Origin of the sequence: Ornithinibacillus salinisoli, from assembly GCF_042684965.1 — a bacterium.
GTDB lineage: Bacteria > Bacillota > Bacilli > Bacillales > Amphibacillaceae > Ornithinibacillus > Ornithinibacillus salinisoli.
In genome coordinates this window covers 39,251-53,750 of record NZ_JBHUMI010000005.1, presented here as the reverse complement: position 1 = coordinate 53,750, position 14,500 = coordinate 39,251, and the positions used below count along the sequence as shown (strand labels likewise).

The following is a 14,500-nucleotide window of genomic DNA, read 5'->3' as shown; positions in this document are numbered from 1 at the left end:
GGGTATAGCCTAAGTGCCACTTTACGGGCAGTTGATCCCTCACTTATTTTTTCTGGGTTCACTTTCAAACCATCGAAAGGAAGTTTTAGATGAAAATAGAAGTAAATCAAAAGTCATTATCCCCACACTTTGATCCATGGGAAGCATATATGGATATGGAAGAACACGGGAAAATGACCTTATCAAATATTGAATTCACTACTACCTACCTATGTAATATGCGCTGTGCACATTGTGCGGTTGGTTATACGTTGCAAAACCAAGACCCAGATGCGTTGTCTATTGAATTAATAATAAATAGGCTTGAGGAAATTCCGCATTTACGTACATTAAGCATTACTGGTGGCGAGCCAATGATGAATAAAAAATCAGTACGAGAGTATGTTGTTCCGTTGTTTAAATATGCGCACGAGCGCGGTGTGAGAACACAAATTAATTCCAACTTAACTCTTCCGTATCAACGATATGAAGCTATTATTCCTTATCTTGATGTATTACATATTTCACACAACTGGGGAACAGAGGACGAATTTGCAGAAACTGGTTTTGCGCGTATGGAGAGAAAACCTACTAAAGAAAACCGAAAGAAGTATTTTACGAGAATGGTAGAAAATTCGCAAGCACTTTCTAAAGAGGGTGTGATGGTGTCAGCAGAGACAATGCTAAATAGACGTACCTATCCATATCTCGAAAAGATACACGATCATGTGTTGGAAATGGGTTGTACGCGACATGAAATACATCCTATGTATCCAGTTGATTTTGCTAGCAATTTAGAAACATTAGACCTCGCTGAAATTCGGTTAGCGATTACCAGACTACTAGACCATCGAAATAAAGAATTATGGATGCTGTTTGGAACGTTGCCTTTTTACGCATGTAGTTCCAATCAAGAGGATCTAGCACTTCTAAAGCGGATCTATCAGGAGAAAAATGTAACGGTTCGAAATGATCCGGATGGTCGCTCAAGGTTGAACGTAAATATCTTTACCGGCGAGGTAATTGTTACTGACTTTGGCGATGAGGAGCCGTCGGTTGGGAATATAAAAGATACTCCACTTCCAGAAGCATATAATCGTTGGATGAAAACAAGTACAGCAAAACAATTAAATTGTCATTGCCCAGCTGTGAAGTGTTTAGGGCCGAATCTGTTAGTGAAAAATGCTTATTATAAGGAAGTTGATTTTCAAAAGCGTACAGCTAATATTCGTTTGTAATATGATTTTCATTCCATGGAATAGCCATCAAATATTTTACCTATGCGTAAATGTTTGGTGGTTTTATTTTACCAAGTCTAGCACTTCACATAACTTGTACAATTCACAAACGCCATGGAATTGATTACGGTTCTGATAATTAACATTTTCAAGTGCTGCTTTTGTTGCTTTCTTGGCTTCATCTATATTATTGTGTTCGATTTCTTTCACTATATTTTTCATGATTTCCAAATAGTGCACGGTCCTTCGAAGTGCACGAATAACAAGAATCTGGCGTAGGTGTATTTGGTTAAATAGTCGATACCCATTTTCGGGGTCACGATGAGGAGTGATTAACCCTTCCTTTTCCCAATGTCGAATAGCAGAAGCTGGAACGTCTGCTAGTTGTGCAATATATCCTATCGTCATTTTTTCTTTGCTGAATTTTTCGGGAAGCGTTGATACAAATGACTCTTGTAATAGTTCATAGGTTTGGTCTGTTAATACTTTTTCCTGTTGCAGTTTGGCTTGTTCTTTGTTAACTGTCCAGAATGCATCCGTTGCGTTTCCTTCTTGGATATATTTCATCACTTTTCTTGTAATGTCCATACCAAACCCAGGATACATCGCACGAATACAACGAAAGTACGCAACATGTTCTTCGGTGTATAATCGATACCCGTTCTTTTTCCGTTTAGGAGCGGGAACAATTCCCCATGATTCATAATGACGTAGTGCGCTTGGTGTTATATCAAGTGAATTGGCGATTTCAATTGGTTTATAGTACATGTATTCACTCACCTCTTTTACAAACAGTCGTATGAAAATAGTATACCATCAATCAAACATTAACAATAAACCTTAAAGTACTGTGACGGATTTATTGATAGAAAGGCTGTTAGAATAACCATCTTGATTTCTGTGAAAGGTACTTGCATTAGTGTTGTATGATGAATTTGTAGTGTTTTTAGAAAAAGGAGGTTGGTATTGTGAAAGATGTAATAACAAATAAAAATGCTCATGAGAATAATTTGAAGCATGTAACTGTCAATATCCCAAAGAATAAAATGGTCGTACTAACAGGACCTTCTGGGTCGGGGAAGTCAACATTAGCGATGGATATTTTACAATTGGAATGTCAAAGGCATTATATGGAATCCAGTGGTATGATTTCTTCCTGGTTTACGAAGCCAAAGGTTGAGTCAATTAGTGGATTATCACCATCCATTAGTGTTGGCCAGCATATTACAAATCGCAATCCCCGGTCTACAGTAGGAACCGTAACGGATATGTATACCTATTTGAGAATGATTTATGAAAAATTAGGAGAACGTACATGCCCGAACTGTCACACGAAGTTTTCACCTCAATTAGAAACCAACGCGGAAGTAACTCACTTAGAAGAAACTCATCATGATACGGAATATGTTAATTGCCCTACCTGTAATTATGAAATGGAAAGATTAACAAGCTCCCATTTTTCCTTCAATACAATAGCTGGAGCATGTGAAACATGTAGTGGTCTGGGAGAAGTAGCAGAGATAAATACCCAAGCAGTATTTAATGAGGAACTAAGTTTGCGAGATGGAGCAGTTCGTATTTGGTATGATTCATATGCAGCCTATCAAATAAGTACGCTAGAAGCTGCTGCTTCCTTTTATGGAATCCATTTTAATGCAGACCTCCCGTTAAAAGATTATGATAATGTTCTTCGCGATCTTTTGTATTATGGAGTCGAAAGTGACAATTTTATGATGCATTTCCCAGATAAAAAGCCACCTAAAAAGGTTAGTGATGGTAAGTTCGAAGGTGTACTTACTGGAATGTGGAGAAGGTATAAAGAAAAAGCTGGTGATACTGGGGAAGCGGTAAATTTTTATAAACAACCTTGTAACGACTGTCATGGGGAACGCTTAAGAGAAGAAAGTAGACAGGTGAAAGTGGAAGGAACCCGTATTACGGATATTTCTCAATCTTCGTTGCATGAATTTCTTGAATGGCTGAAGGTACTGCAAGAAAAACATGTACAGGATGAAGAATCACTTATTGAAACAATACTTCATGATTTAATAAATAAAGTGACAAGAGTTGTTGATGTAGGGTTAGGCTATCTGTCGATGGATAGACAAGCTATTTCGTTGTCCGGAGGAGAGTCACAGCGTTTACGCTTAGCTTCTATTTTAGGATCAGGTCTAACAGGTGTACTTTATATTCTTGATGAGCCTACTTCTGGACTACATCCGAAAGATACGAAAGGTTTAATTAGCGTGTTGAGGCAACTACGTGATTTAGGAAACACTGTTCTAGTTATTGAACATAATATCCAGGTGATGGAAGAGGCAGATCATATTATTGATATGGGACCTGGTGCTGGTCAACTTGGGGGGAGTATTGTAGGAGAAGGAGAATTGCATCAATTAGTAGAACAACCAGAATCAATTACTGGGGCATTTCTAAGAGAAAACTCCTTCCAAACAAAACAGCGCCGAGAAAGTAATGGACAAAATGTAACCATCCACCAGGCAACCAAGCATAATTTAAAAAATATCACTGTATCATTCCCTTTAAATTGCTTTATTACGGTAACAGGTGTATCAGGATCTGGAAAATCAACCCTAGTCTACGATTTACTTGCAGAAGGGATGGAAGGAAATCCGGTTAAAGGATACGAGAAACTGACTGGATTGGAGTCGATTAAGGAAAAAATAACTGTTGATCAGTCTCCACTTAGTAGGATGAGGCGTTCCAATGTTGCTACTTATACCGACGCTTTCACATTCATTAGAAATTTATTTGCCAAATTACCGGAGGCGAAGCAGCAAAAGCTAACTGCTAAAAATTTTTCTTTTAACACAACTGGTGGTAGATGTGAAAAATGTGAAGGACTAGGTACTGTTGCAGTAAATATGTACTTTTTACCCGACTTAGAGGTAAGGTGTCCATCCTGCAAGGGGAAACGATTTAAGGATGAAATTCTGTCTGTGACATTACAGGGTTATTCGATATCAGATATTCTTCATATGAGCATTGAAGAGAGCTTGCCATTGTTCCGAGATCAAAAGAAAATTTCAACCATCATTAATTTATTGTGTGAGGTTGGTCTTGGTTATTTACAATGGGGACAATCACTTACTACATTATCTGGTGGAGAGGGTCAACGACTCAAATTAGCAAAGGAACTAAATAAAACAAGTACAGGTCATACCTTATATATTTTGGACGAACCGTCAACTGGCTTACACCCTAATGATGTAAGAAACCTGTTATTGTTATTAAATAAGCTGGTAGATGCAGGAAATACAGTCATCGTTGTCGAACATAATAGTGATATTATTCGAGATTCGGATTGGGTGATCGATATGGGGCCGAATGGTGGAGAGGAAGGTGGACAAATTATTGCCGAAGGGACACCAGAGCAAGTTGCTGCTACAAGAGAATCCTATACTGGTGCTTTTCTTGATTTATAAGTAAAGATTTTGATAGAGATAGGAGAAGTAATATGAAAAAAAAAGATAAGGGCATGAAACCATTTATATCTTTAATTTTATCAACCAAAATACCTAAAATGGCCCTAACCATAGGCTCTATAGGTAGTATCATTACAATGCTTGTCGGTCTATCCATTCCACTACTAACAAGAGAGTTAGTGGATGGTTTTTCCGTCGAGGCATTGAGTACGACACTGATTATTATTATTGTTGTGGTCTTTATTTTACAGGCTGTAGTTGATGGAGTATCAACCTACTTATTAGCTGCTGTTGGACAAAAAATTGTTGCAGGATTACGAGAAAGAATGTGGTTAAAGTTAATTCGGCTACCGGTAAGTTATTTTGATAAACAAGCAAGTGGAGAATCAGTGAGTCGCGTTGTTAATGACACGGGAATCGTGAAAAACTTAATCTCGCAACACTTTCCTCAATTTATTACGGGGCTGATTACGATTGCCGGAGCGATCGTAATCTTGCTCGTTATGGATTGGAAGATGACGTTATTAATGTTGTTAGCTGTACCAGTTACTTTTGCTATCATGATTCCACTGGGTACCAGGATGTCGAAGGTTTCAAAAGGATTACAGGATGAAACGGCAACTTTTACAGGTAATATTCAACAAACACTAAGTGAAATTCGTCTAATGAAATCTTCAACCGCTGAACAAGTGGAAGAGAAAAAAGGAACCACCGGCATTGGGAAGTTATATGACTATGGTTTAAAAGAAGCTCGGATTTTCGCGCTGATTGGTCCTTTTATGTACACCGTAGTTATGTTTGTTATTGTGGTTATCATTGGGTACGGTGGAATACGTGTTGCAGAAGGATCCATGTCAACAGGGTCCCTTGTAGCATTCTTACTCTACCTTTTCCAAATCATTTATCCAATTACATCGTTTGCTATGTTTTTCACCGAATTACAAAAAGCTAAAGGTGCGACAGAGCGTATTATTCGTATTTTAGAAGTACCTGAGGAAGCAGGACAAGATGGAATCGAAAAAAATATAACCAATGAACCGGTTTATGTTTCCAATGTTTCCTTCTCCTATGATGAAGGGGAATCAGTCCTGCAAGACGTAACATTAACCGCTAATCCAGGTGAAATGATCGCTTTTGCTGGTCCAAGTGGGGGAGGAAAAACGACACTGTTTTCTCTGTTAGAACGATATTATGAACCAAATCGTGGTGAAATTAGAATTGGTGACACTCCCATTCATAAGTTGTCCCTAAGGTCTTGGCGAAGTCAAATCGGCTATGTATCTCAAGAAAGTGCGATGATGGCTGGAACCATTCGTAATAACTTAACGTACGGATTACCAAATGTCGATACGATTCCAGATGATAGGTTATGGGAAGTCACAAAGATGGCCTATGCGGAGGAATTTATCCGATCTTTTGATAAAGGATTGGATACAGAGGTTGGTGAACGAGGGGTCAAACTTTCTGGTGGTCAAAGACAACGGATCAATATTGCACGTGCATTTTTACGAGATCCTAAGATACTTATGATGGATGAAGCTACTGCAAGTTTGGACAGTCAATCAGAAGGTATCGTTCAACAAGCATTAACTAGGTTAATGGAAGGGCGGACTACATTTGTAATTGCCCACAGATTATCCACAATTGTAGATGCAGATAAAATCATTTTTATTGATAAAGGTAAGGTGACCGGAAACGGAACTCATAAGGAATTAATCGAGACTCACAACCTATACCGAGAGTTTGCAGAACAGCAATTAACCTAATAGAGATATACTTTAAAAAGCCATATTACGGTGAATTCGTATTATGGCTTCATTATTTACTTATTATTTGCATCTGTTATTATCTTTGGCTGTTGCCTAAAAGATTGTTGCTTTATCCAAGTATGAATCTTTATGGGTAATTGATGTGAAATGCGACATAAAATAGCGCTCCCATCATCGCTTGAAGTAGGGGGGACGGAGCGGACATGGAGTACGCTATTTCATAAAATAATCTGATTTGAAAATGTTATCGGACATCAAGTACGTTAATTGCTCTAATTCGTACCAGAATACCTGTCATTCCGGCTAATAACGGAACTGATGTCCTATAGCTTTCTTTATTAACTAAATTTGTCACTAATAAGGGAACGGTTGTCCGTTTCGGAAAATATTCGACTATCGTTGACGGAGAAGAAGTGAAAAAGCAACGCTATCGCTGTAAAGCGTGTAAAATGACATTTACTGACCTTACAAATACTGCCCTATATCGAACTCGTCGTCTCAACCAATGGATAAAATTTATCGAGTGTATGATAGAGGGCTATTCCTTGCGAAATTCTTCGCTTGTTATACGGGATCGTAGTCCCAACCAGCCTCAATCATGTTTCTACAAGTAGGGGGTGTACAGTTTAGTTGACGGGATCTATCTCCCACGGGCAGGGACGTTCTACCCCGGCTACAATTGTAATGTTAAGACCATATGAAACAAGGTCAACCAGTAATTTCTGGTTAACCTTATAATACGATCAGGCAGAATAGTTAAATAATTTATTCAGCCATGTGGTAAAATATGGAGAAAAACAATTGACATAAATACACATTATGATATATATTTAACTAAACGCTTAATTAAGGAGTTGCCTAATTGACTACAAAGGACACACTCAGCCTCATCTTCGCTGCGCTCGCTGATCCGACGCGCCGAAACATCCTGACTAGGTTGTCACAAAGGGCCGCGACAGTTGGGGAGGTCGCCGAGCTCTTCGAGATAAGCGCACCCGCGATCTCCCAGCACCTCAAAGTGCTGGAGCGAGCAGGGCTGATTGAACGAACAACAAACGCCCAGTGGCGGACCCTGACTATGCGCAAAGAGCCTCTCGATGAGGTATCAGCCTGGGTCGAGAAGCACCGCCGTGAGTGGAACCAGCGCTTCGACGCACTGGAAGAACACCTCAAAACCATGATTACAAAGGAGGAACAATGAACATGTCAAATGATCACAAAGGAGGAACAACGAACATGCCCACATCTGAACAGGAGTTTACCATTACCCGCACCCTGAAAGCCCGCCGCGAGCTCGTGTGGCGCGCTTGGACCGAGGAGAAGGAACTCGCCGACTGGTTGCCTTCGACACCCCTAGAGACCATCTCCTTCGATGTTCGTGAAGGAGGACGCTACTGTTATACTATGGTCAACATCGAGACCGGCGAGGAGTATCCAACCGGAGGTGTGTTTCTCGAAGTCGTACCATTCGAACGGCTTGTTTTCACCTGGGGCTACCCCGATGCTCTCATCGAGAACTCCCCTGTCGTGACCCTAACCCTTATCGAACATGGCGACCGCACCGAGATGATTTTCCACCTGCGCGGATTCGCAGGTCACCCCGGCGATCAGTACGTGTACGACGGCTGGTCCGACACGCTCGACAATATTGTGAAAAAATATACTTAAACAAACTGGTGCTTTAGTTGAAGAAGACTATATTACGAAATAGAACTTCCAGATAATTTGGAAGTTCTAATTTTTTATATAATATCAACATTAAAATTTAACAGAGCCTATGGAAAAAACCTCTAACACACCAGCGAAAATAATAATAAGTTTTAGTTCCAACATTAGCCCTTTTATGGATTATTCCTATCCCGGTAGAATAGCTAAATTTTGCTTTAAAACCTCTTCCATTGACTCCATTCCATAATAAACTACTCGGTAAACCATTTTTCCATCTCTTATTATATAGTCAAAATGGCTATCATCTTGCCAAAACCACAATTCATCTACCACACTATTTCTTTGATACACATATGATTTAAATGTCTCTGTATTATCCGCTAGTAAGGATTGTACCAAGCGTTCTGCAAACCATTCATTTCTCACTTCATAACCATAAGATTGCAAAAAAGGATCATAAATGCTGCTCTTATCTTCCCAAGTCTTTTCTGGGACTTCGACATTCTGATGCAGCTCATATTGCTTCGGAACTAAGATGTTAGATTCAACTCGGTAGAAATTAATGTAATCTCCTTGAGAGATTGGCGTAAAAGTGGATTCGTTTATAATATCTGCCATTTGAATAATAGGAATTTCTTCATTAGGAATATCGGGATATCGATCTTGTGAACCAATCTTTACTATATCGGGTACTAAAAAACTAATAAAGATAACAAATAAAATAATTAAACTGTAACCAATTGCTTTATTTCGATTTAATACTCGTTTGTAATGAACATCGTGATTAAGTAATTCTCCTGATTCTAATCTTCTGAACATTCTCGTAAGGTGAATACGACCAAACATCATGTAGAGGTTGGTAAATATAATATAGGGAATAAACATTAGAGACGGTATAAAACTTTCATCCGTAAAATACCGAACATTATCATGTTGAAACGTCAAAATTTGTACAAGAATAATAATGGCCGATAATATTAAGGTAGTCCAAGCTCTGGTTTGCAAACTACTTCTTAAAATAGTTAAAGATGCTGCCTGTTCTATCGGTTCTGTATGAATCTCGGTGGAGATTGTATTGACCACTTCACGGAATATATGGACATGTTGTCGCGATCCTACATACTCCCAACCAGCTTCTTCGTAAAAACTTTTTCTGTTTTGTTCATGGCGATTATTCCATTTAAATACTTCACATCTGTAATTTAATTCTTGAGGCTCTATTTGCTCAAATGTAGCAAACAGTTGTCCAACTTTGGTCAACTTCCAGCCTTTTCGTGACATATCCGTTAACCAGGATTCCTGTTCCTCGATATTCCAAATATCTAGCCACCAAATTCTTCTTTTCTTTTTAGTCATTTGACCGCCCCTCTCCTAAATAGGATTTTCCATCGTGTACCAATGTTGAGAGGCGTTCAAATTCTTTGTTTAATGCTTCATGCCCAACTGCATTGATATGGTATACTTTCCGCGTTCCATCTACTTCTTCTAAGTTTATAAGGTTTTCCTTTAATAGACGCTTTAATATTCCATAAAGTGTTCCTGGCCCCATGTTAATTCTACCGTTCGAGACCTTCTTCACTGCATCCATAACTGCGTATCCATGAAGGGGATTAGCTAGAGAGAGTAGTACGTAATACATTGCTTCTGACATTGGCGAATTTTCACTTTTGGGCATCAAATCATCACCTCTGATATTATGCATTGCGATATATATCGTATGACATAATAGTAGAGTTTCCATATGATATTGTCAATTATCTTCTGAATATTACGTGTGATTTTTGTTTTAAAAAACCTTCCCAGAGTAAGGAAGGTTTATTGTTTAGATATACTATTCTTGTTTTCTTCGTTTAAATAAAACGACTGCTGTTATAATAGCTACGACAAGTAAGCCACCAAACCAGTAAAGCGTTAACCAATGATTATCGCCAATAGGGGTTCCAATTAATAGTCCACGCAGGGTTTCAATTAGTGGTGTCATGGGCTGTTTATCAGCAAATGCATGTAGCCAGGTAGGCATGGTTTCTGTAGGAACAAAAGCACTACTTACATATGGTAGAAACATAATTAAAAACGTAAAAGCACTAGCCGATTCAACACTCTTGGCAAGTAACCCAAACACGACAGCTAACCAATTCATGGCAAATAAGAACAGGCTAAGCACAGCTATGATGCCGACCCACTCCAATAATCCAGCATTTGGTCGAAACCCGATTAAAAAGGCAACAAAGAATACTAGTGTAGTACTGATTATATTACGAACAAAGCTACCAATTACATGCCCGACCAATAATGAAGACGGTTGGATAGGCATACTACGAAAACGTTCAAATAAACCATCAACCATATCTTGCGTAATACTGATTGAAGTCATAGTGCTCCCATAACCGACACATGTAATAATAACACCAGGAATAACGTAATTAACATAGTCGGTCCCAGTTTGGATGGCACCACCGAATACGTATACAAACATTAGCATCAATGTAATTGGTAATCCGATGCTTAAAAATAATGACTCTGGATTTCTAAAGATATGCTTAAAGCTACGCTTAGACATGGTCCATCCATCCAAAATAGTCCAATACCACCTTGATTCTGACATCATAATTCTCCTTTCTGACTATTAGCAGTTATTTTCATGAAAACGTCATCTAATGTAGGCTTACGAAAGGTAATATCCTTAGGATTGATGGAATGATCATGTAATTCGTTTAATAATTGCCTTAATGATTCAGTGTTGCCATTAGAAGGAACTTCAATTTGTAAATTACTAGAATCTGTTAATCCATTTAATAGATTTTGGGCAAGATTAAACTCCTTTAGGTCATGGAAGGTTAGTTCAAGCATTTCTTCACCGACTAAACGCTTCAGTTGTTCTGCTGTTCCCTCTTCCACAATTTTCCCCTGATGGATAACAGCAATCTTATCCGCTAATATATCGGCTTCTTCTAGATATTGTGTTGTTAAAAAAATTGTTACACCACTATTTTTGAGATTTTGAAGAAATTTCCACATCGTTAAGCGACTTCTTGGATCCAAGCCAGTAGTGGGTTCATCTAGGAAGAGTACTTCTGGAGTAGAAAGGAGACTGATTGCGATATCTAATCTGCGTCGCATACCTCCTGAGTAGGACTTTGCAGGCTTTTTGGCTGCTTTCACCAAATCGAACTGTTCAAGTAAATCAGCTATTCGCTTTGTCAATGTTTTCTGATCTAGATGATTCAGTCTTCCCATCATTTGTAAATTTTCTTCTCCAGTTAATAGTTCATCCACAGCGGCGTATTGTCCTGTTAAACTAATCTTTTTACGAACAGTATGGGCATCACGCTTGGTGTCATGTCCTGAAATAGTTGCGTTACCACGATCTGCTGTTATTAAGGTAGAAAGGATACGCACTGTTGTAGTTTTTCCAGCTCCATTTTCTCCAAGAAGTGCAAAGATCGTACCACGATCCACGTTAAAACTTAAATTGTCTAATACAGTGTGATCACGATAGGATTTTTTAAGGTTTTCTACCGAAATTATGGTTTTTGTCATCATAAACCTCCTTTAAATATTTTGGTTGACTAATTCAGTCAAAAACAACCCAGGCGCACTTTGTTGCGCTTTTGGTTTATGGGTATTATTTTTGGTTGACTTAATCAGTCAATAATACAATATAGTTATTTGCTCCCTTTGTCAATAACAACTTATTTTTTAGAAGAGAGCATCCGGAGTAAAATATTTACCTTTTGGTCAATATTTTGTTTCCACCATTGCAAATCCTCAGACATTATCCCGGATAGGATATTCAAATAGGTTTCTAGCAGTTCCTGCGTATCTCCTTTATAAATCTCTCCTGTTTCTTGTCCTTCTGCAAATAGTGGATATAGGAATTCCAAATACATTTTCCCAGACTGTTCTATCAGTTCACTGATGTGTTGGGGAATATCTTCTGACTTTGTTACATGTTGAATTACTCGAAAAACATCACTATTCCCTTCTGAAAGAGCGAAGGTTGTGAAGTGCTTGATTTTTTCTAGAGGAGACATGGGCATGTTATTTAATTCTTGAAAAGCTGCTTCCATTGTTGCTGTCTCCATCGCCCATTCTAGGCTTTGAAATAAAACTTCTTCTTTGGAGTTAAAATAATGATACACAAGACCATGACTAACCTTTGCTTCTTTTGCGATCATACTTATTTTAGTAAGCTTTATCCCATTATTAGCAAATACCTTCATAGCAGCATTCATAATTTGTATTTTACGTTCTTCGCGAATATCTTTTAACTGATCTTCATTTAAAGGCGCCATTCAACCAATCTCCTTAACCAGAATTTCCAAATCAATCATACCATGAATTTTAAAAAGGTGCCTGTCACCACCCGAATTTTGTCGAATGATGAGGTGCTTGAAAAATAAAATCCTAACAGAACCAGGTCTGCTAGGATAATTTTGTTAAGATGAAGATCCTTCTCGTGAAGGATTATTTTTCTTAGAATTTGACTTTCCAGAAGCAAACCAACCGATGATGGCAATTCCAAGTAATACACCCCAGAAAGCAATGGTCCAGCCAGTGCTATGTGCAAAGTGTTCATCTAATATACCTACGTCTGGATGACTTATTGTGATAACGGCTAGCTTTACACCAACCCATGCTACGATTAGGTAAGCAACCGTTTCAAGAGCTGGTCGCTCATCAAGAAGCTTCACAAACCAAGTTGCTGCAAATTTAATTAAGACTAATCCTGCTATACCTGCTATTACAACTATTATAAATTGTCCTCCGTCCATACCACCAAATGTTGGTAACGGTGTTTCTGGTAGTACGATAGCAAGTGCAACGGCTGCAAGGATTGAATCAATCGCAAAAGCAAGGTCCGCCAGTCCAATTTTGGCTACAGTTGGCCAAAATCCTTTACCAGCAGATTCTTCTTCTACTTCATCTTTATCATCCTTAGACGAACCGAAGTGATCTGTAATAACATGCTTTAATCCTAGATAAATAAGGTATGCTGCACCAATAGCTTGGACTTGCCATACATTTGCTATAAATGAGATTGCGAATAGGGCTGCAAATCTAAAAAGAAATGCTCCAAAAATACCGTAATTGATCGCTCTCTTTTTTTGGTCTTCTGGCAAATGTTTTGCTATTACGGCTAAAACGAGTGCATTGTCAGCAGACAAAAGACCCTCTAATCCTATAAGTACTAATAATGTCCATGCATATTCTAACCAAATTGATTCCACTGATTATTCTCCCTTCTGGTATAAAAAAATAGAGGCATTCACCATCCAATGTGGTAAAGGCCTCTAAAAAATGTCAGACCTTTACCACTCTTGGGCAAAGGTCTTGCTAACAACACCGTAAGTTGCCAGTAAAGCCGAGAGCATACTATATACTCTGAAATGACGACTGAACTGTTAAAGCTACTCCCCTTTAAACTATTAATATTTAATCATTAAATTCCTCTTCTGTCAATTATTAACGATGGGGCGGCGCCTTTACTCGTTTTATTTTCTGACTGATGATGATGTTTTATACATGCACTGTCGGATAACCTATTGGTAGATAAAGCGTTAGTCTTATGTATTTCGTGTTTTTACCATGCTATAATTAAATCATTGTAAATTAAAGGATGATGAACGTGAATGAATATGAAAGCAAAGTATATGATGAAATAGAGGTATGGCGCAAAAGGCTACTTAAGCCATCTAGTATGATTAATCGTCTATCGAAAAAGGCACAAAATAAAATAAACAGTATGATACCAGAGAAAGCACATCAAGTGATTACAGAAGGCATTAAAAATATGGTGAAGGCGACATTAGTCGGTTCAAATATAACTACGAGAAAGCAACAAACGAACAAAAGTTTATTCGAAAGGGATGAGCTTTTAAAAGAGAAGCTCTCTTCGTATCGAAAAACAGCAACGGTAGAAGGAGCTGGAACAGGTGCAGGTGGAATATTCCTCGGTCTAGCCGATTTTCCGTTGTTACTCTCCATAAAAATGAAGTTTTTATTCGATGCAGCTGCAGTGTATGGGTACGACACGAATCGGTATGAAGAACGATTATTTATACTTCACGTATTTCAGCTAGCTTTTTCGAATGAACAGAAGCGGAGAGAAACTTTTTTCATTATTGATAATTGGGAAGAACAGAAATCAAAGCTTGTCGATATGGATTGGCGTGTTTTTCAGCAGGAATATCGTGATTACATTGATCTCGTCAAGATGTTACAGTTAATACCTGGATTTGGGGCCATTGTTGGCGCCTATGCAAATTATAATTTGCTAGATCAACTAGGGGAGACTGCGATGAATGCTTATCGGCTTCGTCTACTGAAAGAGGTTCCTAAGGATTACTAGAAGACCATAATTGGAATGGTGAGATTAGCTAATTAGAAATGAAATTAA

13 protein-coding genes and 1 pseudogene are annotated in these 14,500 nt (G+C 38.4%); 7 read left to right on the top strand and 7 right to left on the bottom strand.

Going from position 1 to position 14,500, the window contains the following annotated elements; all coding sequences use genetic code 11:
* The first annotated feature begins 89 nt into the window (after positions 1–89).
* The gene (yfkAB, locus tag ACFSTA_RS02750) at positions 90–1,217 is read left to right on the top strand and encodes a radical SAM/CxCxxxxC motif protein YfkAB (RefSeq protein WP_377555026.1); all 1,128 of its coding nucleotides are present in this window, start codon (positions 90–92) and stop codon (positions 1,215–1,217) included.
* Positions 1,218–1,280: 63 nt separating this feature from the next.
* On the opposite strand, the gene ACFSTA_RS02745 is transcribed toward yfkAB, so the two are convergent.
* A complete protein-coding gene (locus tag ACFSTA_RS02745; protein ID WP_377555025.1) occupies positions 1,281–1,985 on the bottom strand; it encodes a MerR family transcriptional regulator in 705 nt (234 codons plus the stop codon).
* 200 nt (positions 1,986–2,185) lie between these two features.
* Here ACFSTA_RS02745 and uvrA point away from each other — a divergent pair, with 200 nt between their 5' ends.
* From uvrA to ACFSTA_RS02720, 5 genes and pseudogenes are all read left to right on the top strand, one after another.
* Positions 2,186–4,663 carry an excinuclease ABC subunit UvrA gene (gene uvrA, locus ACFSTA_RS02740; RefSeq protein ID WP_377555024.1) on the top strand — a complete coding sequence of 826 codons (2,478 nt, stop codon included), beginning with the start codon at positions 2,186–2,188 and terminating at the stop codon, positions 4,661–4,663.
* Positions 4,664–4,695: 32 nt separating this feature from the next.
* Positions 4,696–6,429: an ABC transporter ATP-binding protein gene (locus ACFSTA_RS02735; RefSeq protein ID WP_377555023.1), complete on the top strand. Its 1,734-nt coding sequence runs from the start codon at positions 4,696–4,698 to the stop codon at positions 6,427–6,429.
* A gap of 371 nt (positions 6,430–6,800) precedes the next feature.
* Positions 6,801–7,001 (top strand): annotated as a pseudogene (locus ACFSTA_RS02730) (transposase); the annotation flags it as partial.
* Positions 7,002–7,294: 293 nt separating this feature from the next.
* Entirely contained in the window at positions 7,295–7,633 is a 339-nt protein-coding gene (locus ACFSTA_RS02725) for an ArsR/SmtB family transcription factor (RefSeq protein WP_377555022.1), read from the top strand.
* Between the two features lie 35 nt (positions 7,634–7,668).
* Positions 7,669–8,100: an SRPBCC family protein gene (locus tag ACFSTA_RS02720; RefSeq protein WP_377555021.1), complete on the top strand. Its 432-nt coding sequence runs from the start codon at positions 7,669–7,671 to the stop codon at positions 8,098–8,100.
* Between the two features lie 186 nt (positions 8,101–8,286).
* On the opposite strand, the gene ACFSTA_RS02715 is transcribed toward ACFSTA_RS02720, so the two are convergent.
* From ACFSTA_RS02715 to ACFSTA_RS02690, 6 genes are all read right to left on the bottom strand, one after another.
* The gene (locus tag ACFSTA_RS02715) at positions 8,287–9,456 is read right to left on the bottom strand and encodes a DUF2812 domain-containing protein (protein WP_377555020.1); all 1,170 of its coding nucleotides are present in this window, start codon (positions 9,454–9,456) and stop codon (positions 8,287–8,289) included.
* The gene (locus ACFSTA_RS02710) at positions 9,449–9,775 is read right to left on the bottom strand and encodes a PadR family transcriptional regulator (protein ID WP_377555019.1); all 327 of its coding nucleotides are present in this window, start codon (positions 9,773–9,775) and stop codon (positions 9,449–9,451) included. Before ACFSTA_RS02710 ends, ACFSTA_RS02715 begins: the two co-directional genes overlap by 8 nt.
* Positions 9,776–9,931: 156 nt before the next feature.
* A complete protein-coding gene (locus ACFSTA_RS02705) occupies positions 9,932–10,705 on the bottom strand; it encodes an ABC transporter permease (protein ID WP_377555018.1) in 774 nt (257 codons plus the stop codon).
* Positions 10,705–11,640: an ATP-binding cassette domain-containing protein gene (locus tag ACFSTA_RS02700; protein ID WP_377555017.1), complete on the bottom strand. Its 936-nt coding sequence runs from the start codon at positions 11,638–11,640 to the stop codon at positions 10,705–10,707. The genes ACFSTA_RS02705 and ACFSTA_RS02700 overlap by 1 nt, the downstream gene beginning before the upstream one ends.
* A 152-nt stretch (positions 11,641–11,792) precedes the next feature.
* Complete coding sequence (locus ACFSTA_RS02695) at positions 11,793–12,395, bottom strand: TetR/AcrR family transcriptional regulator (RefSeq protein ID WP_377555016.1); 603 nt, start codon at positions 12,393–12,395, stop codon at positions 11,793–11,795.
* A gap of 144 nt (positions 12,396–12,539) precedes the next feature.
* Positions 12,540–13,331, bottom strand: coding sequence for a TerC family protein (locus ACFSTA_RS02690; protein ID WP_377555015.1), 792 nt, complete (start codon positions 13,329–13,331; stop codon positions 12,540–12,542).
* Between the two features lie 398 nt (positions 13,332–13,729).
* Here ACFSTA_RS02690 and ACFSTA_RS02685 point away from each other — a divergent pair, with 398 nt between their 5' ends.
* Positions 13,730–14,452: an EcsC family protein gene (locus tag ACFSTA_RS02685; RefSeq protein ID WP_377555014.1), complete on the top strand. Its 723-nt coding sequence runs from the start codon at positions 13,730–13,732 to the stop codon at positions 14,450–14,452.
* The last annotated feature ends 48 nt before the right edge of the window (positions 14,453–14,500 follow it).